The sequence below is a fragment of the Kitasatospora sp. NPDC059462 genome, from assembly GCF_042749955.1.
Lineage (GTDB): Bacteria > Actinomycetota > Actinomycetes > Streptomycetales > Streptomycetaceae > Kitasatospora.
The window spans coordinates 1-21,002 of record NZ_JBHYUU010000147.1; the positions used below are offsets into that span (position 1 = coordinate 1).

Annotated in this window: 15 protein-coding genes; 14 read left to right on the forward strand and 1 reads right to left on the reverse strand. The window is 76.0% G+C overall.

Translation table 11 applies throughout. From position 1 onward, the window contains the following. The 8 genes from ACFXAM_RS28970 to ACFXAM_RS29005 form a co-directional block, all read left to right on the forward strand. Positions 1-723, forward strand: a 723-nt coding sequence (locus tag ACFXAM_RS28970) for a hypothetical protein (protein WP_380295619.1), incomplete at its 5' end; no start/stop codon positions are given. Beyond that, a complete protein-coding gene (locus ACFXAM_RS28975; RefSeq protein ID WP_380295620.1) occupies positions 720-1,205 on the forward strand; it encodes a hypothetical protein in 486 nt (161 codons plus the stop codon). The genes ACFXAM_RS28970 and ACFXAM_RS28975, both read left to right, overlap by 4 nt. Beyond that, positions 1,198-2,574 carry a hypothetical protein gene (locus ACFXAM_RS28980; protein ID WP_380295621.1) on the forward strand — a complete coding sequence of 459 codons (1,377 nt, stop codon included), beginning with the start codon at positions 1,198-1,200 and terminating at the stop codon, positions 2,572-2,574. Before ACFXAM_RS28975 ends, ACFXAM_RS28980 begins: the two co-directional genes overlap by 8 nt. Then, positions 2,571-5,006 (forward strand): hypothetical protein, encoded by a 2,436-nt coding sequence (locus ACFXAM_RS28985; protein ID WP_380295623.1) that lies wholly within the window; start codon positions 2,571-2,573, stop codon positions 5,004-5,006. The genes ACFXAM_RS28980 and ACFXAM_RS28985 overlap by 4 nt, the downstream gene beginning before the upstream one ends. Then, positions 5,003-6,733: a hypothetical protein gene (locus tag ACFXAM_RS28990; RefSeq protein ID WP_380295625.1), complete on the forward strand. Its 1,731-nt coding sequence runs from the start codon at positions 5,003-5,005 to the stop codon at positions 6,731-6,733. The genes ACFXAM_RS28985 and ACFXAM_RS28990 overlap by 4 nt, the downstream gene beginning before the upstream one ends. Beyond that, positions 6,730-7,062, forward strand: a complete 333-nt coding sequence (locus ACFXAM_RS28995; RefSeq protein WP_380295627.1) for a hypothetical protein — start codon at positions 6,730-6,732, stop codon at positions 7,060-7,062. Before ACFXAM_RS28990 ends, ACFXAM_RS28995 begins: the two co-directional genes overlap by 4 nt. Continuing rightward, positions 7,059-10,868, forward strand: coding sequence for a hypothetical protein (locus tag ACFXAM_RS29000; protein ID WP_380295628.1), 3,810 nt, complete (start codon positions 7,059-7,061; stop codon positions 10,866-10,868). Before ACFXAM_RS28995 ends, ACFXAM_RS29000 begins: the two co-directional genes overlap by 4 nt. Before the next feature lie 132 nt (positions 10,869-11,000). Next, the gene (locus ACFXAM_RS29005) at positions 11,001-11,783 is read left to right on the forward strand and encodes a peptidoglycan-binding protein (protein WP_380295630.1); all 783 of its coding nucleotides are present in this window, start codon (positions 11,001-11,003) and stop codon (positions 11,781-11,783) included. 115 nt (positions 11,784-11,898) lie between these two features. Here ACFXAM_RS29005 and ACFXAM_RS29010 read toward each other — a convergent pair whose 3' ends face one another. Further along, positions 11,899-12,543, reverse strand: a complete 645-nt coding sequence (locus ACFXAM_RS29010) for a GntR family transcriptional regulator (RefSeq protein ID WP_380295632.1) — start codon at positions 12,541-12,543, stop codon at positions 11,899-11,901. Between the two features lie 157 nt (positions 12,544-12,700). Here ACFXAM_RS29010 and ACFXAM_RS29015 point away from each other — a divergent pair, with 157 nt between their 5' ends. The 6 genes from ACFXAM_RS29015 to ACFXAM_RS29040 all read left to right on the forward strand — a co-directional run bounded on the left by ACFXAM_RS29015 (position 12,701) and on the right by ACFXAM_RS29040 (position 20,981). After that, entirely contained in the window at positions 12,701-14,722 is a 2,022-nt protein-coding gene (locus tag ACFXAM_RS29015) for a beta-galactosidase (RefSeq protein ID WP_380295634.1), read from the forward strand. 55 nt (positions 14,723-14,777) lie between these two features. Continuing rightward, positions 14,778-16,127 (forward strand): aminomethyl-transferring glycine dehydrogenase subunit GcvPA, encoded by a 1,350-nt coding sequence (gene gcvPA, locus ACFXAM_RS29020; RefSeq protein ID WP_380295636.1) that lies wholly within the window; start codon positions 14,778-14,780, stop codon positions 16,125-16,127. Further along, positions 16,124-17,698 (forward strand): aminomethyl-transferring glycine dehydrogenase subunit GcvPB, encoded by a 1,575-nt coding sequence (gene gcvPB, locus ACFXAM_RS29025; protein ID WP_380295638.1) that lies wholly within the window; start codon positions 16,124-16,126, stop codon positions 17,696-17,698. Before gcvPA ends, gcvPB begins: the two co-directional genes overlap by 4 nt. Continuing rightward, the gene (locus ACFXAM_RS29030) at positions 17,695-18,813 is read left to right on the forward strand and encodes an ATP-NAD kinase family protein (RefSeq protein WP_380295640.1); all 1,119 of its coding nucleotides are present in this window, start codon (positions 17,695-17,697) and stop codon (positions 18,811-18,813) included. The genes gcvPB and ACFXAM_RS29030 overlap by 4 nt, the downstream gene beginning before the upstream one ends. Continuing rightward, the gene (locus tag ACFXAM_RS29035; RefSeq protein ID WP_380295642.1) at positions 18,810-19,580 is read left to right on the forward strand and encodes an SDR family NAD(P)-dependent oxidoreductase; all 771 of its coding nucleotides are present in this window, start codon (positions 18,810-18,812) and stop codon (positions 19,578-19,580) included. Before ACFXAM_RS29030 ends, ACFXAM_RS29035 begins: the two co-directional genes overlap by 4 nt. 84 nt (positions 19,581-19,664) lie before the next feature. Continuing rightward, the gene (locus ACFXAM_RS29040) at positions 19,665-20,981 is read left to right on the forward strand and encodes an ABC transporter substrate-binding protein (RefSeq protein ID WP_380295644.1); all 1,317 of its coding nucleotides are present in this window, start codon (positions 19,665-19,667) and stop codon (positions 20,979-20,981) included. The last annotated feature ends 21 nt before the right edge of the window (positions 20,982-21,002 follow it).

Here is a 21,002-nt window from a genome sequence, read left to right on the forward strand (position 1 = left end):
GTCGCCGGCCTCGGCCGCGCCGCCGCGGCCCGCGCCGCCGTGCCGGAGGTCGCCGAGGTGCGCGGCGCGGACGGTCCCACCGCCACCGTCTGGCGCGGGCTCGCGCCCGGCGACGGCGGGCCGATGCAGCACCGGCGGCTGGACACCGCGCGGGACGAGCCGGACCGGCTGCCCGGGGTCGGCTACGCCACCCCGTTCGCCTGGGGCCGGTACGGGCTGGTGCTGCCGCGCTACCCGGGAACCCGGGTGCTGCTGGTGCCCCGGCGGGGCCGGGCCGACGACGCCGTGGACGTGGGCGCGCTGTGGCGGGACGGCGAAGGCCCGGCCGCCCGGGCCGGCGACTGGTGGCTGCACCTGCCCGCCGCCGTCCCGGCCGCCCAGCGGGGCGCGGTCGCCGACGACCGGCCCGGCGCCGACCCCGGCGACCGCGCCAGCAACGACCTCACCGACGCCGACGGCAACCGCGTCATCGAGGTCGGCGAACTCACCGTCCGGGTGGGGCGCAAGGCGCTGCACGGCGCCGGTGTGCGCCCCGAGCGGGCCGGCACCGAACACGCCGTCACCATCGAGCACGCCGACGGCGGGGCGTCCGTGGTGATCGCGGCCGACGGCACCATCACGCTCACCGGCAAGAACCTGCGATTCGAGGCACAGGAGACCATCGCGATGAAGGCGGAGAACGTCAAGGTCGCCGTCACCGGGCACATGGACGTGACCGGATGACCGCCGCCTGGAACCTCGCCGTCGGGCCGTCCACCGAGCCGACGCCCACCACCGACCCGACCGCCGGCGGTCCGACCGTCACCGACCCGCCCGTCACCGACCCGCCCGTCACCGACCCGCTCGCCGCCGACCTGCAGCTGCGCGACGGCGACCTCGCCGCCGTCACCGGCCCGGACGCCCTCCTCCAGTCGGTGCGCCTGGCGCTGACCACCGCGCTCGGCACCGACCCGCTGGACCGCGGCTTCGGCTTCGACGGCCTGCGGGTGCTCGCCGAGGAGCGCACCCCCGAACTGGTCCGCGAGCGGATCCGGGTCGCCGTCCTCGCCGTCCTGCGGCGCGACCCCCGGGTGCGGCGCGTGCTCGACGTCCGGGTCGACGACCCGTCCGGCGCCGACCGGGCCCTGGTGGTCGGCGCGGTCCTGGAAACCGACACCGGCGCGGTGCTGCCGGTGACCCTCACCACCGGAGTGCAGCGTGCCTGACCAGTCCCCGTCCGCCCCCTCCTCCCCGTTCTCCCCGTCCGCCCAGCCCGGACCGGCCCCGCAGCCCCAGCCCGGCGAGGACCTCTACGGGGTGACCGACCGCGGCTTCGTGCCCAAGCCGTACGCCCGCCTGGTGACCGAGCGCTTCGAGCTCGCCCGCGAGGTGTTCGGAGCCGACCTCGACCTCGGCCCCGGCTCGGTGATCCGCCGGCTGCTGGAGGTCACCGCGCTGGAGGACACCCGCACCTGGTCGGCCCTCGCCGCCTCCTACGACGACGCCTTCGTCACCACCGCCCACGGCGCGGCGCTCACCGCGCTCGGCGCCGAACTCGGCCTGCCCCGGCCCTACCTGGAGGCGTCCGGCGAGCTGAGGCTGACCCTGCGCGGCACGCCGTCGCTGCCGGTCGTGGTGCCGCGCGGCGTGCGCCTGCTGACCCCGCGCGGCGACGACGTCGCCACCGACGCCCGGGTGGAGCTCTCCGTCCAGCAGCGGCAGGTCACCGTCCCGGTGGTCGCCTTCCGCCCCGGCCCCGAGGGCAACCTCGACCCGGCCCGGCCCGAGCAGCGGATCACCGCCTGGAACCCGCAGGACCCCTGGCGCACCGAGTTCCTCGCCGGACCGGGCAGGGCGGGCGCCGAGATCGAGATCGACGGCGCCGCCGCCCGGCTCACCGGCGGCGAACGCTCCTGGCCCGACGCCCGCTACCGCCGGCTGCTGCTGCGCGCGCCGCGCTCGCTGTGGAACGCCGAGGCGATCCGGCTGGCCGCCGCCATGGTGCCCGGCGTGCGCCAGGTGCAGGTCAGCGACGTCTACGGCGGCCTGGACATCCACCAGTCGATCTTCGGCACGCTCGACGGCAACTTCATCGACCGGCTCTTCGGCGACGAGGCCACCGCGGCGAGCCCGTTCGGCCTGAACGTGCTGGTGGCGCCGACCCCGGGTGCGATCTGGGGCGGCCCCGGCGGCGGGGGCCTGCACGACGCCGTGCGCCGGGCGATCGACGACCTGCGCCCGCTCGGCGTGGTGCCGCGCATCCAGCCCGCCGTGGAGGTCGGGGTGGTGCTCTCCGCCCGGCTGGTACTGCGCGGCTCCACCACCCCGCCCGACCAGCTGAAGGCCCGGCTGCTGACCCGGGTCGCGGAGTACGTCGACGGGCTCGGCCTCGGCGAGGAGGTCCGGCACGCGGCCGTGCTCGCCGCGGTGATGGCCGAGCCCGGGATCGCCGACGTCGTCGACCTCAGGCTGACGAAGTACCCGCCCGCCCTCGCCGCCGCGGCACCGGCCGCCGCCCCCGCCGGCCCCAACCTGAGGCTGGCGGCCGACGAGATCGCCGTGCTCGTCGAGGACCCGAAGGGGCTCACCCAGTGACCGCCTCCCCACCGGCCGGCACGCCGGTCGAGACCCCCGCCGCCGCCCACCGGGCGATGGCGGACCACCTGCCCGCCCCGCTGCGCGCCGCCGTGCGGGACGAACCCGTCCCGCTCACCGTGGCGGACGGCCGCCTCACCGGCCGGCTGCCGGGCACCCCGGGAACCCCAGGCACCCCGGCGACCGCGACCGGCTCCGCACCCGCCCGCCCCCTGGTGCTGGCCGGACCGACCCGCGACCTCGCCGAGCGGGGCCTGCGGCTCACCGCCACCGTCGCGGGCGCCGTCCAACCGCCGCTGCTCGTGCCCCCGTTCACCGAGGCCGACGCGCTGCACCCGCTGCCGCTCGGCGCGGACCGCCGGGCCGGTACCCCGTTCGAGCTGGCCGCCGCCTGGCTCGACGGCGACGGCACCGCCCACCCGCTGAACGCCGCCGAGGCCGCCGCGCTGCTGCGGGTGCGTCACCTGTCCGGCACCACCGCCCGGCTGCTGTACGTACTGGGCGCGCCCAAGACCGAGATCCGCCGCACCGCCCGCCGGATCGCGGCCTCCCGCACCCTGGCCGGAGCGTCCTCCGGCGCGCTCGACGCAATCGGCGCCGACCTGGACGCGCCCCGCTTCGCCGAACGCCTCACCGTGCGCCCGGACGGCGTGGACGTCGCACCGGCCCGCGAGAGCGACGAGGAGTACCGCGCCCGCCTCGCCGTGCTGCGCCCGTGGGCCGTCCCCTCGCCGCAGGGCCTGGCCGGCCTGCTCAACGGCGCGGCGCCGGACGGCGGCGCACTGGCCCGGTTCGCCGTCGCCGCGCCGTTCGCCGTCGAGGACAGCGCCAACGGCCTGGCCATGGCCTTCCGGGTGGTCGCGCCCGGCGGCGAGGCCGACCGGCTCGCGGTGCTCGACCAGGTCCGTGCCGTCCACCTGGTCCAGCCCGGCCCGGACGGCGACGCCGTGCACGCCGCGCGGCCGCAGTCCGCCGACCGCCGGGCCCGCGACGAGCAGCTGCGCGCCGCCCTGCGCACCGGCTGGACCTTCGCCGACCGCGCCGCCCTGCGGCCCGCGCTGGCCCGCGGCCTGGCCGCCGCGCTGGTCCGGCTGGCGGCCTGCCGCAGGGCCCTCGGCGTGACCGCCCCCGGTACCGTGCTGCGGGTCCAGGACCCGGCCGGCGGCAGCCGCTACGAACTCGGCGTCGGCGCCGACCTGACCCCGGTCACCGCCGCCGAACTCGCCGCGCTCGCGGCCCGCGTCCGCACCCCCGGAGCGGCCCCGGACCCGTCCGCCGACCCGGAGACCCGCGCGCTGATCGCCGAACTGCGCCCGCCCGCCGACCCGGCGGACGACCCGGACGGCCGCTGGCTGCTGGCCCCCTGCGGCCTGGCCACCGTGCACCGGCTCGCCGAGGACCGCCTGCTCGTCTCCCACCTGCCGATGCACGGCCTGGCCGTGGACCTCGACGCCGACCTGCTGCGCGCCCGCTACGCCGCCCGGCAGGACGAGCGCACCCACGCCGTGCTCGGCGACGGCCTGGCCGCCGCGTTGCGCGCCTGGGCGGCCGACGGCGCGGGGACGACCGTCCTCGGCGACCGGGCGGCGGCCGTGCAGCGGCTGCGCGCCGAGGCCCAGCAGCTGGGCGCGGCCGACCCGGCGGTCGCCGCGTTCCGCGCCGCCGGCCTGCCCGCGGTCGCCAACCCGCTCCCGGCCGTCGATCAACTGCCGTCGCTCTCCGCCGACCTCTACACCGTGATCACCCTGCCCGGGCAGCTCGGTACCGAGCTGCTCGCGGGCCGGGCCGAGGCGGTCGCCAGGCTGCGCCGGCTGGTCGGTCTGCTGCGCGACCAGTGGCTGGTCTCCGCCCTGCCCGTGGTGCTGGCCCCGGCCGGCGGAACCGGCGCCCGCACGCTCGCCCTGGTGCTCGGCGCCGTCCCGCTGCCGCAGGTCGGCACCAACCTCAACCGCCGCCGGGCGGTGGGCTTCCGCTGGCAGACCGTGCCGCTGCGCGGCTCGCTGACGCTGTCCGCCACCACCGGCCCCGGCACCACGGTGCGCGCCGCCGATGGCGGCGTCGGCGTGGTGGTCGCCCTCGGCTACGCCCGCCGACGGCGCACCGACCCCTACGAGTTCAGCCTCGACCTGCCCGGCGGCACCCTCGGCCACCGCGAGTACGAGGCGCTGATGAACCTGCTCGACCGGGTCCACCCGGCGGGCATCGCCGTCGACACCTCGCCGATCCGGCGCGGCCGGGTGGTGCTGGGCGACGGCCCCGACCCGACCCCGCTCAGCCCCGAACAGTCCCGGCTCTACCGGGACTACCGCCCCGGCCGCGGCCGCCTCGCCGACCGGGTGTTCAAGCCCGTCACCGCGGGCCTCCAGGTGGGCGTCCGTGCCACCGTCCGCGTCGACACCTACCTCAAGCCTCGCAAGGGGGAGAAGCCGTGACCCAGCCCGTACCGCCGATGCAGCGGCCCCGCTACTTCGACTACCAGTTCCTGCGCGCCGACGACTTCGACACCGAGCAGCGCTACCACCGCTCCCGCCGCGAGCTGCTCACCGCGCTGTTCTACAGCCCCGGCGTGGTCTCCGGCCTCACCGTGACCAGCACCGACACCGGCGTCACGGCCGCCGCCGGCTACGCGGTCGACCGGCTGGGCCGGCTGGTCGTGCTGCCGGCCGCGACCGTGGTCCCCGCCCCGGGGGCCGGTGACCTGACCCTGCTGGTCACCGTCCGCTACACCGAACGGGCCACCGACCCGAGCGACGAGACCGGGGTGCCCGGCGAGACCCGGTGGACCGAGGAGCCGAAGGTCGAACTGGTCGGCGCCGCCACCGCCGACCACGTGGTGCTCGGCACCTTCCGCCGGGCCGCCGGCAAGGGCACGTTCACCACCGCGGGCCGGGTCGCGGCCGGTCTGGTGATCCCGGGCCAGTACACCGTGAAGGGCAACCTGACGGCGGAGGGCGACCTCACCGGCGCCAACCTCGCCGCCAAGGACGTCCGGGCCACCGGGGCGATCGTCCCCTCGGTGGGCAACACCGCCGCGAACGGCATCATGTTCCCCCGCGACCCGGGCGGCGGCAACGGCGACGAGGCCTACATCCGGTACTTCCCGTACAGCGGCGAGAACACCCAGCTGGTGATCGGCACCGGCAACGACCCCGACGACCTGATCGACTTCTTCCAGTCGGCCAGGACCCGGCTGCGGATCGGCGGCGGCATGCTGCACACCGGCAAGCTGGACGGCCAGCCCGCCGTGGCCGGCGAGGTGCTCGGCGCACTCGGCTTCCACGGACACGGCGTCCAGCACGCCCAGTTCTCCTTCCGGGCGGGGCGCGGCTTCGAGTTCGTCGACCGCAGCGCCGACTGGCCGTCGCTGGACTACGCCGCCGACAGCAGGCCCTACGCCGACGTCTACGCCCGCAACCTCGGCGTCAACGACGTCCGGGCCGGCGGTGACGTCCACCTGGGCCGGGACAAGACCCTGGTCGGCAGCGGCAACCTGCACCTCGCCGGGCCCGGCAAGACGGTCATCAGCAACCAGTACTTCGGCAGCAGCGGCCTGCTGCACGTCCAGGGCGGGCTGTCGGTCGGCGACTACGAGCCGGCACCCGGCCGGGTCACCTCCTGGGACGCCAACTTCGGGGGCGGCCTCTACCTCGGCGGCACGATCGGCGACTTCGGCAGCGCCGCGATCCGGATGTACAACAACGGCGACATCCGCAGCACCGGGATCGTCTACGCCAAGGAGAAGAAGTTCCTCGTCGACCACCCGCTCGACCCCGAGCGGAAGTACCTGCTGCACACCGCGCTGGAGGGGCCCGAGAACGGCGTCTACCAGCGCGGTGAGGGGCGGCTCGCGGACGGCCGCGCCGTGGTCGAACTCCCCGAGTACTTCGAGGCGCTGACCCTGGCCGAGGGCCGGACGGTGCAGCTCACCCCGGTCTTCGAGGACGACGACGAGCCGCTGTGCGCCCTCGCCGCCTCCCGGGTGCGCGACGGCCGCTTCACCGTCCGCACGGTCGACGGCTCCCCGGCCTCGCACGCCTTCCACTGGGAGGTCAAGGCCGTGCGCGCCGACATCGAGCCGCTGGTGACCGAGGTCGACAAGGCCGAGTTCGACCGCCGGCACGAGGCCCTGGCGAGCGCACCCGCCGGGGAGCCGGCATGACCGCCACCCCCGGGGCGCGCTCCGTCACCGCCGCACCCGGCACCAGGCCCGCCAACGGCGTCTGGGCCGCCGTCACGGTCACCCCGCGCGGCGCCTCCAGACTGCGGGTCGACGGCAGGCCGCTGCTGCTCGGCGCGAGCGGCGCCTTCCACTTCACCTCCGGCAGCGGCGCGCTCGACAGCTCCGTCGGCCTCGACGCCGCCGCCACCCGGCTGCGCTGCGACGGCCGGCCGGTCCTGCTGAGCGGCGACGCCGCGGCCGACGGGTACGGAAACACCCTCACCGCGGCCGACCCCGGCCGCCTGTGGACGGAGCGACGCCCCGCATGATCCCCCAGGTCACCGTACCGATCCGGCTGCGCCTCGACGCGACCGCCGCGGCCGAGGGCTCCTACCGCCCCCGGCTGCGGGCCGCGCTCACCCGGGCCCTGGCCCGGGCCGGCGCCACCGCGCCGGTCGGGGCGGTGACCGCGCCCGGTTTCCGCTGGTCCGGGCCCGGAGCCGCCGACCTCCCGGCCGGCTCCCGCGCTCGCGTCGAGCGCGAAGTCGCCGAACTGATCGCGGAGTTGACGGCCGCCCCGGCGCTGCCCGCGGGGCCCGCCGCCCGGCCCGCCCGCCGCGGCGCCGTGCCACCCGGCTTCAGCCTGCGCCCGCGCTCCTCCTACGACATCGCCGAGGAGGGCCGCCCCGCCGTCTGGCTCACCGAGACGATGACCGTCCGCGAGGCGGCCCGCCGCCTCTACGGGCGCCCGGACGACTGGCGGCTGCTCGTCTACTGGTACAACCGCGACCTCTGGGCCGCCGAGCACGACCTCGCCCACGGCCTGCCCAACGTCGCCGACCGGCCGCTGCCGGCCGGCCTGCGCCTGCGCGTCGAACCCGGACTGCTGCCCGAACCCCTCGGCGCCCGGGTGCAGTCGGCCGCGGCCCGCCGCCGGGCCGGCGAACTCGACCAGAGCGGCGGCGCCGGACTCGTCGTCGAGGGCTCCGACGCCGGCGGGCCGGTCCCGCGCGGCAGCACCGTACGGATCGGGCTGCGCCTGCCCGAGGACGTCTACCCCGTCCGGGTCGAATGGCGGCTGCGCCCCGACCCCGCCTACCGGGCGCTCGCCGGCGGCCTGGTGGACGCCGTCCGGACCGGCCCCTCCGGCCGCCTGACCGGGGCGGAGAACGCCGAACCCCACCGCTGGGACCTTCCCGCCGACGCCGCGGGCCTGCACATCGTCTCCTGCCGGCTCTTCCGCGACGGCGAGTTCTGGCAGGAGATCTGGACGTCCCTGCTGGTGCTCGCCCCCGAGGACCTCGCCCGCGTCCTGCTCCGCTCCGGGGCCGCCGCACCCACCGGCCTCGCCGCGCTGCGCGCCGGACTGCGCAGCGCCTTCGACGAGCGGATGCAGCGGCTGGGCGCACCCGGGGGCGGCGTCGGCGCCGCCCCGTACCTGGTCGCCGAACCGGAGGGCCCGGTGACCCCGGGCAGCGAGGTCCGCTACCAGCTGCTCTGGCCCGACCTCCCCGCGGCGGAGGTGCGGCTGCGCTGGCAGGTCCGCGCCCTCGACCCGCCGGCGCCCGGCGAGCACCGCGGCGAGCTGGGCCGGGGCGCGGCGGCCGTCTCCCCGGGTCTGCTCCGGCCCGACATCCCCACCGGACGGCTCGCCCCCGGCCGGCCCTTCAACGACTTCTGGCTGGTCCGCTGGGCCGACCGGCCCGGGCGCTACGAGATCGGCTGCGAGCTGACCTGGAGCGGGGGCGTGCGCCACGCGGTGCTGGAGCAGCGGGTCGCCGTCGAGCCCGGCAGCCGCCCGGGATCCGCTCCGCAGGGCCCGCGCGCGGCGCGGGGGCAGCTGACCGAGGACCTCGCCTTCGTCGACCTCGCCCTCGCCCGCGGCGAGGCGGTGCCGCTGCGCGCCGCCTGGGTGGCGGGCGAGGGCGAGCCGACCGGCGTCCCGCTCCGGCTGTACGTCACCACCGCCCCCGACGCCCCGGCCGGCGGGGTGCGCCTGCGGATCTGGGACCACTCGCCCTCCGGGCGCCGCCGGTACTACGAAGGCGGCGGCGACACCCCGCAGGAGGCGCTGGACCGGGTGCTCGCCGACCTCGCCCGGGTGCCCTACCCCAAGGGCGTCGTCCTCGCCGAGACCGACGGCTTCACGCTGGCGGGGCGGGACTTCCCGGCGCGCGCCGTCGCGCTGCGCTGCTCCGGAGACATCCCGCTCGCGTCCTTCCTGGCCGGTGCCTCGACGTTCCTGTTCGTCGGCGGCGCCGTCCTGTCGATCGCCGGCGCCCCGTACGCCGGTGCCCCGCTGATCGCGCTGTCGCAGGCCGGCGGGGCCGCGGCGGCCGTCGTACGACTGCGCGACCGGGCCGTGTCGGGGGACCTCCGGGCGGACGAGCAGACCCTGCTGGACGCCCTGGACCTCGGCGGCAACCTCACCGGGGCCGTCGGCCGGGGCGCGAAGGTGCTGCGGATCACCAAGGGGGCCGGGGCGCTGGACTTCGTCGCCCGGGTGGACGGCGCCCTCGGGAACGTCCAACTGGTGGTCACCCACCTGGACCTGGCCCGCCGCCTGGACGCGGCCGTGGCGAGCGGCGAGCGCCGGGAGGTCCTCGGCGTGCTGGTCGAGGCGGCCGCCTCCGGCGCCCTGCTGAAGCTGGGCGCGCCGGCCGAGGGCGCGGCGGAGGACGGGAGCGCCGCCGCCGGGGGCGACCCGGTCGTGCTGCGGCACGCCACCGTCGACCCGCGCTTCGTCGCGGCGCTTCCCGCCGAACTGCGTGACACCGTCGAGGTGCTGGAGGACGGCGGGCGGACCGTCCAGGTCCGGCACGCCTACGACCGGCGGGGCCGGGCCCGGATGTGGATCGCCGCCGGGCCGGACGCCACCCCCGAGGACGCCGCGCACCACCGGGCCGCGATCCGCGAGGTCCAGGCCTCCCGGGGCCTGCGCGGGGGCCTGCGGACCCTCGCCGAGCAGGCCGGCGCCCTGGTCACCGGCGCGTTCGTCCCGGTGCCCGGCACCAGGGCCTGGGACGCCGCGCGGGAGATCGAGAAGCTGACGTCGATGATCGCCGCCGAACGCGGCCGCCGCCGTCCGGACCGGGCGAGGATCGCCGACCTGAAGGAGCAACTCGCCGAGCACCGGCAGGTGCTGGCCGAGCGGAGCACCGAGCAGGGCGGCGTGATCGCCGCCGAGGACCGGCGCCGGCGCAAGCGCGGCGAGGAGCCGGTCCGCCTGGACCCGGCCGGCCAGACCCGGGCGGCGGAGAAGGTGCAGCGCACGGACCGGGCGCTGGCCCTCTCGGCGGTCGCGACCTCGGAGCAGACGGCCGCCGCCGACGCGGCCGGCCGGCGGCTGGCCGCCCGGGCCGGGGCGCGCCCGCCCCGCCCCGCCGCGCTGGACCGGTGGTTCGGCCGGGTCAGCGCGCTCCCGCACGAGCGGCGCATCGCCGAACTCGAAGCCCTGCTGGCGCAGAGCGGCGGACGTCCGGCGCCGGAACGGGAGTACCTGGGCTGGCTGCTGGACTCCTGGGAGCTGCGGTACGAGGCCGAGGAGGCCGGTGGCGCCGTCCGGGCCGGCGGGGGAGAGGAGTCCAACCTCCGCACCCTGCGCGAGGCCGGCGCGGAGGAGGTGCGCGAGAAGAGCCGGCCGCTGATCGAGGTGATGCGCATCAAGGGGCCGAACTACCGCGACCGGAGCCGGATCGACTTCGACGAGGTGACAGGCCGCACGGCCTGGCAGGCCAGGGTGGCCCGGGCGGTCGCGGAGAAGACGGAGCTGCCGACGCTGGACACCGACCACCTGGTGGCCCTCGACCGGATCACCAAGCTGGACGAGCTCGTCCCGGTGCTGCGGCTCTACCTGGCGGCCTCGCCCGGGGTCCGGGCGGAGCTGTACGAGCACCTCAAGGGCCTCGGCGACCACGAGGACAACCTGCGCCGGATGGACGGCCCCGCCAACCGCAGCAAGAACAACCGCAGCTGGCACGACATCGGCTACGACGACGCGGCCCGCTACGGCTACACCCCGAAGCAGGTGAACGAGATGCGGGCACTGGAGGACACCGCGATGGCCGCCGTCCTGCGCCGGATCGAGAAGCTGCGGACGGACTACACGGCCCGGGTGCACGGCGCCGGGCGCTGACGGCCGGCCCGCTGCACGCCCGCTGCACGCCCGTTGCACGCGGGCTGCACGGGCCGGCCGCCAGGCTCGGAGCAGCACGGACGCGGGCCGGGGGACGGCCCGCGCAGCACGGAACGACGAGGGGGAACGGCCATGAAGTTCGTCAGTCGCGCCGAGTGGGGCGCCCGGGCGGCCCGCAACGGCCACCCGGCGGTGCCGGCCAACCAGGGCGTCAAGGTCCACTACCTGGGCGGCCCGTACAGCGCCGACGAGCACGGCACCTGCGCGGGGTACCTGCGCAAGGTCCAGAACAGCCACATGGACGGCAACGGCTGGTCGGACTTCGCGTACAACCTCGCGGTCTGCGAGCACGGCTACGTCTTCGAGGGCCGTGGCCGGAACGCGCAGAACGCGGCCAACGGCACCACCACGCTCAACCGCAACCACTTCGCCGTGCTCGCCCTCGTCGGCGACACCGGCCTCACCAGCCCGACCGCCGAGCAGGTCACGGGCCTGCGGGACGCCATCGCCTACCTGCGGGCCAACGGCGCCGGCCGGGAGATCCGCGGTCACCGGGACGGCTACGCCACCGAGTGCCCGGGCGGTTCGCTCTACCAGCTGGTCACCTCGGGCGCGCTGGACCCGGGCGCGGGTTCCGGCCCGGGCGGCGGCACCGGCACGGCCGGCGGCCCGGCGCCGTTCCCGGGGGCGGACTGGTTCCGCTCCGCCCCGCGCAGCCCGCTGATCACCGCGATGGGCCGCCGCCTGGTGGAGGAGGGCTGCGGCGCCTACCAGCAGGGACCGGGCCCGCAGTGGGGCGAGGCCGACCGCCAGAGCTACGCCCGCTGGCAGCGCAAGCTCGGCCACACGGGCGCCGACGCGGACGGCTGGCCCGGCGCCTCGTCCTGGGCGCGCCTGCGCGTCCCCAAGCCCTGACGCCCCGGCGTCCTGACATCCGGCATCCTGACGCCCCGGCACCCCGGGCCCGTCGCCCGCACCCCGGGCGGCGGGCCCGCCGTCGTCCGGGGCGCGGCCCGCCCGCCCGCGCGCCTCAGTCCTCCGGGAGGTGCGCGAGCATCCGCTCCATGCCGCCGATCCAGTTGGCGCGCAGCGCCGTGATGGCGCCCGGCAGGTCGTCCGCCAGCAGCCGGCGGGCGATCTCGCAGTGTTCCGCAGACTCGCGGGCCACCGGCTCGTCCTCGGCGACGACCAGGTTCTCGTAGCGCCGCATCCCGGCCTTGACCCGGGTGAGCAGGTCCAGCAGGCGCTCGTTGGAGCAGCCGCTGAGCAGCAGCCCGTGCCATTCGTCGTCCCGCCGGTCGACCGTGGAGTGCGCCGCCACCTGGTCGGGAAACCCCTGGGCGAGGTCCAGCAGCCGGGGGGCGATGGCCCGCAGGTGCTCCGGGTCGGAGGACTCCAGCGCCAGGGACTCCAGGGCCGCGACGATCGCGACCAGTTCGCGGAACTCCTTGCGGCTGACCGGCGCGAACCGGAAGCCGCGGCCCTGGCTGCTCTCCAGCACGCCCTCGCCCGCCAGCGCGATCAGCGCCTCGCGCAGCGGGGTGCGGCTGACACCGAGTTCGGCGGCCAGTACGGCCTCGTTGACATCGGTCCCCGCCGCGAACTCGCCGCGGGTGAGCCGGTCCATCAGCTCGTCGCGGATCTGCTCGCGCAGCGGACGGCGCTCGATCGCCATCACGTCCCCCTGACCTCCGGACGGGCCGTCCGGATCGATGCACACCTCTTGACCCGGTCCAGTGTACTGCACTATGCATTTTGAATACAAAATGCGGGACGACGTGGAGACGGGTTTTCCGGGGTGCTCCGACCCCGGGGGAGGCGGGAGGCGCAGCATGGGCCTGACACGGGTGCCGGGTCTGCTGTTCGGCGGTGACTACAACCCCGAGCAGTGGCCCGAGGAGGTGTGGCAGGAGGACGTCCGGCTGATGGCCGAGGCCGGCGTCAACCTCGTCACGGTCGCGGTCTTCTCCTGGTCGCGGCTCGAACCGGGGCCCGGCAGCTACGACTTCGGCTGGCTCGACCGCGTGCTGGACCTGCTGCACGCCCACGGCATCGCCGTCGACCTCGCCACCGCCACCGCGACCCCGCCGCCCTGGCTGGTCCGCGCCCACCCGGAGGTCCAGCCCGTCGACGCCGCCGGCACCCGGCTGGAGTTCGGCTCGCGCCAGGGCTACTGCCCCTCCTCCCCGGTGTTCCGCGCCGCCACCGTCCGGCTCGCCCGCGCGATGGCCGAGCGCTACCGCGACCACCCGGCGCTGGTGATGTGGCACGTGAGCAACGAGTACGCCGACCACACCGCCGAGTGCTTCTGCGAGGAGTCCGCCCGCGACTTCCGCCGCTGGCTCCAGCGCCGCCACCGCTCCCTGGACGGCCTCAACACGGCCTGGGGGACGTCCTGCTGGGGCCAGCACTACACCGACTGGACGCAGGTCGAGCCGCCCCGCAAGGCGCCCGGCCCGGTCAACCCGGCGCAGCTGCTGGACTGGCGGCGCTTCTCCAGCGACGCGCTGCTCGCCTGCTTCGAGGCGGAGCGCGCCGTCCTCAAGGAGGTCACCCCGGACGTCCCGGTGACCACCAACTTCATGAGCGTGCTGCGCGACCTCGACTACTGGAGCTGGGCCGCCGCCGAGGACGTCGTCACCGACGACGCCTACCCGGACCCGGCCGACCCGCGCGCCGCGGTGAAGGCCGCGCTCAGCTACGACCTGATGCGCTCGCTGAAGCAGCAGCCCTGGCTGCTGCTGGAGTCCGCGCCGAGCGCGGTCAGCTGGCGCCAGGTCAACGTGCCCAAGGACCCGGGCGTGATGCGCCTGCACAGCCTCCAGGCGCTCGCCCACGGCTCGGACGGCGTGATGTTCTTCCAGTGGCGCCAGGCCCGGTACGGCCCGGAGAAGTTCCACTCGGCGATGCTGCCGCACGGCGGCACCGGCACCCGCCAGTGGCGCGAGACGCTGGCGCTCGGCGCGGACGTCCGGCGGCTGGCCGCGGTGGCCGGCACCGGGACCCGGGCCGAGGTCGCGCTGCTGCTGGACTGGGACAGCTGGTGGGGGCTGGAGGCGCCCGAGTCGATGCCCTCCGACCGGCTGCGGCTGCACGAGCTGCTGCTCTCCTGGTACGCGCCGCTGCACGAGCGGGGCGTCGCCGTCGACCTGGCCCCGCCGGGGCGCGACCTCTCCGGGTACCGGCTGGTGATCGCCCCCAACCTCTACCTGTGCACCGCCGGGCACGCCGCCGCGCTGGCCGCCTTCCCCGGGCAGCTGGTGGTCGGCCCGTTCAGCGGCGTGGTCGACGCCGCGGACCAGGTGCACCCCGGCGGCGCGCCCGGCCCGCTGCGCGACCTGCTCGGGGTGCGCGTCGAGGAGTGGCGCCCGCTGCCGGACGGCGCCGTCCAGGAGGTCGTCACCACGGACGGCACCCGGCTGCTCGCCCGCACCTGGACCGAGTGGCTGGAGACCGCCGGGGACACCGAGGTGCTGGCGCGCTACCGGGGCGGCCCGCTGCACGGCCGCCCGGCCGTCACCCGGCGCGCCGCCGCCACCTACGTCAGCTGCCTGCCCGAGGACCCGGCCCCGCTGCTGGACGCCGTGCTGGCCGCCGCCGGTGTCACCGGCGTCACCGGGGCCGGCCTGCCGGCCGGTGTCGAGGCCTGCCGTCGCGGGCGCCACCTCTTCCTGCTCAACCACGGCACGCAGCCCGCCGCCGTCGAGCTGCCCGCGGACACCGCGTTCACCGACCTGCTGACCGGCCGCGCGCTGCCCGGCGGCCCGGTGACCGTCGCCCCGGGCGACGCCGTCGTCCTCGAAGCCCGACCGACCACGCCCCGACCGACCACCCCCCGACCGACCACGCCCTGAACCGGCGCCGTCCCGACCGATGACGCCCCGACCGACCACGCCCTGAGGAGTGCGCGTGTCCCACCCCTACATCCCCAACGCGGGGCCCGAGACGCGGGCGGCGATGCTCGCCGAGATCGGCGCCCCCGACGTCGCGGAGTTCTACCGCGACATCCCCGCCGACCTGCGCCTGGACCGCCCGCTCGACCTGCCCGAGCCGTTCGCCGACGAGCAGGGCCTCACCCGGCACCTGCGCGGCCTGCTGGCGCGCAACACCGACCCCGCCGCGCTGCTGAGCTTCCTCGGCCACGGCTGCTACCCGCACTACGTCCCGGCGGTCTGCGACGAGGTCAACGGCCGCGGCGAGTTCCTCACCGCCTACGCCGGCGAGCCCTACGAGGACCACGGCCGCTTCCAGGCGCTCTTCGAGTACGTCTCGATGATGGCCGAGCTGCTGGAGATGGACGTCGTCAACGTCCCCACCTACGACGGCTACCAGGCGGCCGGCACGGCGCTGCGGATGGCCGCCCGCCGCACCGGCCGCTCCCGGGTGATGGTCAGCGGGGCGCTCGCCGCCGACAAGCTGGCCAAGATCCGCGACTACCTCGCCCCGGACGTCGAGGTGCTGCTCGCCCCGGTCGCGGCCTCCGGCGAGACGGGCGAGGTCCGCCTCGACGAGACCTTCGCGGCCCTGTACCTGGAGACGCCCACCGTGCACGGGGTCGTCGAGACCCGCGGCCGTGAACTCGCCGACCTGGCGCACGGCGTGGGCGCGCTGCTGGTGGTCGGCACCGACCCGATCTCGCTCGGCGTGCTCGCCCCGCCCGCCTCCTACGGCGCCGACCTGGTCTGCGGGGACATCCAGTCGCTCGGCATGCACCCCCAGTACGGCGGCGGGCAGGCCGGGTTCATCGCGAGCCACGACGACGAGCGGCTGGTCGCCGAGTTCCCGTCCCGGCTGTTCGGCATCGCCCCGACCGCCGTCCCCAGCGAGTACGGCTTCGGCGACGTCTTCTACGACCGCACCTCCTTCGCGCTGCGCGAGGAGGGCAAGGAGTGGGTGGGCACCGCGGCCGCCCTGTGGGGCATCACGGCCGGCGTCTACCTGGCGCTGATGGGCCCGCAGGGCATGCGGGAGGTCGGTGAGACGATCCTCGCCCGTACCCGGTACGCGATGGGCGCGCTGGCCGCCGCCGGCGCCGTGGTGCGCCACCAGGACGCCCTGCACTTCCGGGAGTTCGCCGTCGAGGTGCCGGACGCCGACGCGCTGCTCGACGCCCTGCGCGGGCGCGGCATCCTCGGCGGGGTGCGGCTCGGACCCCGGGAGGTCCTGGTCTGCGTCACCGAACAGCACTCCATCGCCGACATCGACACCCTCGCGGCGGCCTTCGGGGACGCCCTTTCCACGCCCGGAGGAGCCCGGTGAGCACGCACGAAGCCCCCGAACCGTTCGCCACCCTGCCCGTGGCGCCGAAGCCGGCCCTGCGCCGCTTCCACCAGGCCCGCTGGGACGAGGAGATCGTCTTCGAGCTGTCCCGCCCGGGCCGGCGCGGCGTGGGCGTGCCCGCCCCGGGCGCGCCGGCCGTCGAGCTGCCCGAGGGCGTCGCCCGCCGCACCCCGCCCGCGCTGCCCGAGCTGTCCCAGAACCAGGTGGTCCGGCACTACCTGAGGCTCTCCCAGGAGACCCTGGGCGCCGACTTCAACATCGACGTCGGCCAGGGCACCTGCACCATGAAGTACAGCCCCAAGGTCAACGACTCCTTCGCCCGCGACCCGCGGGTGGCCGCCCTGCACCCGCTGCAGCCCGAGTCCACCGTGCAGGGCGTGCTGGAGATCTACTGGCGGCTGGAGCAGATCCTCAAGGAGATCTCCGGGATGGCCCGGGTCTCGCTGCAGCCCGGCGCCGGCTCCGCCGCGATCTACGCCAACATCGCCATGATCCGCGCCTACCACGCCGCCCGCGGCGAGGGCGAGCAGCGCGACCAGGTGATCACCACGATGTTCTCCCACCCGTCGAACGCGGCCTGCGCCAAGGTCGCCGGGTACGAGGTGATCACCCTGATGCCGGACGCCGAGGGCAACCCCGACATCGAGGCGCTGCGCGCCGCCGTCGGCCCGCGCACCGCCGCCCTGACGATCACCAACCCGGAGGACACCGGGATCTTCAACCCCCGGATCCGCGAGTTCGTCGACCTGGTGCACACGGCGGGCGGCCTCGCCTGCTACGACCAGGCCAACGCCAACGGCATCCTCGGCATCACCCGGGCCCGGGACGCCGGCTTCGACCTGTGCCACTTCAACCTGCACAAGACCTTCTCCACCCCGCACGCCTGCGGCGGTCCGGCGGCCGGGGCGTGCGGCGTCTCCGAGGCGCTGGTGCCGTTCCTGCCCGGGCCGGTGGTCGACCGCGCGGGGGACGCCTTCACCCTCACCGCCCCCGAGCGCTCGGTCGGCAAGATCCGGCCCTTCCTCGGCGTCACGCCCAACGTGGTGCGGGCCTACGCCTGGGTGATGGCGCTGGGCGCGCGGGGTCTGCGTGAGGTCGCCGAGACGGCCGTGCTCAACAACAACTACCTGCTGGCCAAGGTCGCCCGGATCCCCGGCGCCTCGGTGCCGTGGGCCGGGCGCCGCCGGGTCGAGCAGGTCCGCTACTCCTGGCAGCAGCTCGCCGAGGAGACCGGCGTGCACTCGGAGGAGATCGGCATCCGGGCGGCGGACTTCGGGGTCCACTACTGGACCAGCCACCACCCGTACGTGGTGCCCGAGCCGTTCACCCTGGAGCCGACCGAGTCCTACTCCCGCGAGGACCTCGACGAGTACGCGGCGATCCTCGCCCATGTCGCCGACGAGGCCCGCAAGGACCCGGAGTTCGTCCGCGGCGCCCCCTACCGGCAGACCGTGCACAAGACCGACCCGGCCGCCCTGGACGACCCGGCCCAGTGGTCGCCCAGCTGGCGCGCCTACCTGCGCAAGCACGGCGCGAAGCGGCCGGGATGATCGTCGGCCTGATCGTGAACCCGGTCGCGGGCCTCGGCGGCGCCGTCGCCCTCAAGGGCAGCGACGGGCCCCAGGTCCAGGCCAGGGCGCTGGAACTGGGCGCCGTCCCCCGGGCCCGGGCCCGCGCCGCCGCCGCGCTGCGCGCCCTGCACGCCCGCCGCCCGGACGCCCTGGTCCGTACGGTGGCGGGGCCGATGGGGGAGGACAGCGCGCTCGCGGCGGGCGTGCGCTTCGAGGTCGCCCACCGGCCGGGGCCGGCGGGAAGGGGCCGGGCGGCGACCGGCCCGGCCGACACCCGGGCGGCGGTGGCGGCGCTCGGCGTGGTGGACCTGCTGCTGTTCGCGGGCGGCGACGGCACGGCGCGCGACGTTCTGGACGCCGGGCCGCGCCCGCCGGTGCTCGGGGTGCCGGCCGGGGTGAAGGTCTACTCGGGCTGCTTCGCGGTCAGCCCGGCCGCGGCGGGCGCGGCGGCCGCCGCCTTCGACGGGCGGACCGCGGAGGCGGAGGTCGTCGACCTCGACGAGGAGGCCCACCGCGCGGGCGGCGTCGGCGCCCGGCTGTACGGGACGCTGCGGGTGCCGGCCGGGCGGGCCCGGCTGAGCGGGCGCAAGACCGGCTCCTCGGCGGCGCCGCCGGGCTCCGCGGAGTCGATCGCCCGGGCGGTGGTGGCGGCCATGCGGCCGGGCACCGCGTACGCGCTCGGGCCCGGCGCGACCACCCTCGCCGTCGGGCGGGCGCTCGGCCTGGAGCTGACGCCGCTGGGCGTGGACGTCGTGCGGGACGGCGCCGTGCTCGCCCGTGACGTCACGGAGCAGCGGCTGCTCACCCTTGCCATGTCACAGGTGACGCATGGCGTGTTGTCGGTGATCGGCGGCCAGGGCTTCGTGATCGGGCGCGGCAACCAGCAGTTCAGCCCCCGGGTGCTGGACGCGCTCGCCGGGATCGTCGTGCTCGCCACCCAGCAGAAGCTCGCCGCGCTCGGCGGGCGGCCGCTGCTGGTCGACAGCGGCGACCCGCTGGCCGACGCCGCGCTCGCCGGCCACGTCCGGGTGGTCACCGGACACCGTGAATCCGTGCTGTACCGCATCCAGTCCGCGAGCGAGGAGCTCCCATGAACCACCCCACCCCCTCCCAGCACACCCTGCGCGGCAAGGTCGCCGTCGTCACCGGCGGTGCCTCCGGCATCGGCCGGGCCACCGCCCGGCTGTTCGCCGCCGAGGGCGCCGCCGTGGTCGTCGCCGACCTCGCGGACGCCGGGGAGGTCGTCCGCGAGATCGAGGCGGCGGGCGGCCGGGCGGTCGCGGTGTGCGCCGACGTCTCCTCCGAGACCGACTGCGAACGGATCGTGACCATCGCCGTGGAGACCTACGGCGCCCTGCACGTGCTGTTCAACAACGCCGGCATCATCCGCCGCCGGACCGCGCTGGAGATCTCCGCCGACGAGTGGGACCGCGTGATGGCGGTCAACGTCCGCTCGGTCTACCTGATGTGCCGCTTCGCCGTCCCGGCGATGACGGAGGGCGGCTCGATCATCAACACCGGCTCCGGCTGGGGGCTGAAGGGCGGTGCCAACGCGCTCTCCTACTGCGCCTCCAAGGCGGCGGTGGTCAACATGACGCGCGCCCTGGCGATCGACCACGCCGCCGCCGGGATCCGGGTCAACTCGGTCAACCCGGGCGACACCATGACGCCGATGCTCCGCGACGAGGCGCGCCAGCTCCAGGAGGAGTGGGCGGCCTTCGAGAAGGACGCCGCCGACCGGCCGATGGGCCGGGCCGGCTCGCCGGAGGAGATCGCCGCCGCCGTGCTGTTCCTGGCCGGCGACGCCAGTAGCTACATGACCGGCTCCGCCCTCGTCGTCGACGGCGGCGGCCTCGCCTGACCCCGGTACCCGCACGTCCCCCACCCCCCGTCCACCCGCGCCCACCCTCACCCCCCACCCTCACGAAAGCCCAGGAGGCATCCGATGTCCGCTCTCACCAGAAGGACAGCCCTGGTCGCCGCCGCGACCGCGCTGGCCGCCACCGTCACCGCGTGCAGCGGCACCAACGGCGCCGGTGGCGCCGGCGGCGGCTCGGCCGACGGCGGCAAGGTCACCCTCCGCTGGTCGACCTGGGGCTCGGCCGAGGACACGGCGGTCTTCAAGGCCTTCACCGACGAGTTCGCCAGGAAACACCCCGACATCACCCTCAAGCTGGAGCAGGTCGCCTCCTACGAGGACTACCACCCCAAGCTGCTCACCCAGCTCACCTCCAGGACCGCCCCCGACGTCCTCTACGTCGGCGACGACTACATCGGCAAGCTCGTCTCCGACGGCGTGCTCGCCCCGCTGGACGAACGGCTCGCCGGACCGGACAGCCACAGCAAGCCGGCCGACTTCTTCGAGGGCATCTACGGCGGCGCCAAGAAGGACGGCGTCACCTACGGCGTCCCCAACGACACCAACCCCGAGGTCCTCTGGTTCGACAAGAAGGCGCTCGCCGCCGCCGGCATCACCGAGGACCCGGCCGCGCTCGACGAGGCCGGGCAGTGGACCATGGCCAAGTTCCGGGAGATGAACGCCAAGCTCAAGGCGGCGGACCGGATCGGGACGATCTTCTGGAACTGGTACGGCGCCAACTACAGCATGGTCAACGGCTTCGGCGGCAAGGTGTGGGACGGCGGGAAGTTCGTCGCGACCACCGACCCGAAGACCCGCCAGGCGCTGAAGACCCTCGCCGACGGCTACCGGGACAAGACCTTCGCCTCGGCCGACCTGCTGCCCGAGGGCAACGGCGCGGCCACCCAGTTCATCAAGCACAAGGCCGGCTTCTACGCCGGCGGCCGCTGGGTGATCGAGGGCATCGACAAGGGCGGCGACCGCGAGGGCTACGACGTCGTGCCGTTCCCCTCGGAGTCCGGGCAGCCGATCCCGGGCGCCGTCGCCGCCTCGTACCTGACGATCAACAAGGACAGCAAGCACCAGAAGGAGGCCTTCGCCTTCCTGACCGAGTTCGTCAGCAAGGAGGGCCAGCAGCTGCGGCTCAAGGGCGGCAGCGCCGTCCCCTCCGTCCGCGGCGCCGAGAACCTCGTCACCGACGGCAACTACCCGCCGCACGCCAGGACCTTCCTCGACGTGCGCGACCGGGGCTTCGCCAACTACCCGGACGAGGTCGCCGTCCCCGGCCTGACCAAGGCCATCAACGACCAGCTGATGAAGATCTGGGAGGGCAAGGTCGGCTTCGACGAGGGCATGACCCAGCTCCAGACCCTGGTCGACGGCATGAAGGGCAAGCAGGGGTGAGCGCCGTGACCCAGGCGGCGG